The organism is Actinoallomurus iriomotensis (assembly GCF_030269445.1).
GTDB classification, from domain to species: domain Bacteria; phylum Actinomycetota; class Actinomycetes; order Streptosporangiales; family Streptosporangiaceae; genus Actinoallomurus; species Actinoallomurus iriomotensis.
The window spans coordinates 1-255 of the sequence record NZ_BSTJ01000049.1 but is presented as its reverse complement, the minus strand read 5'-3'; the positions used below and the strand labels follow the sequence as shown (position 1 = coordinate 255).

Below are 255 nucleotides of genomic sequence, written 5' to 3'. Positions count from 1 at the left end.
CACCGGACCAGCTACGCGCCCGGCTACGCGGTCTGAAGAACCGGGAGTTGATCGAGGTCTGCGCCACGGCCCGCCCCGATCCCACGCTCGCCGGCGACCCGGCCACCGCAGTCATGCTCGCCTTGCGCGCCCTGGCCCGTCGCCACCAGCAACTGACCGCCGAGATCACCGACCTGGACGAACTCATCGACCCTCTGGTGACCGCGATCAACCCGACCCTGCTTCAACTCAACGGCGTCGGCCCCGATGTCGCAG

General features: G+C 69.4%; 1 pseudogene. It reads left to right on the top strand.

What is annotated here, in order from left to right:
* Positions 1-255 (top strand): annotated as a pseudogene (locus QSK37_RS51350) (IS110 family transposase); the annotation flags it as partial.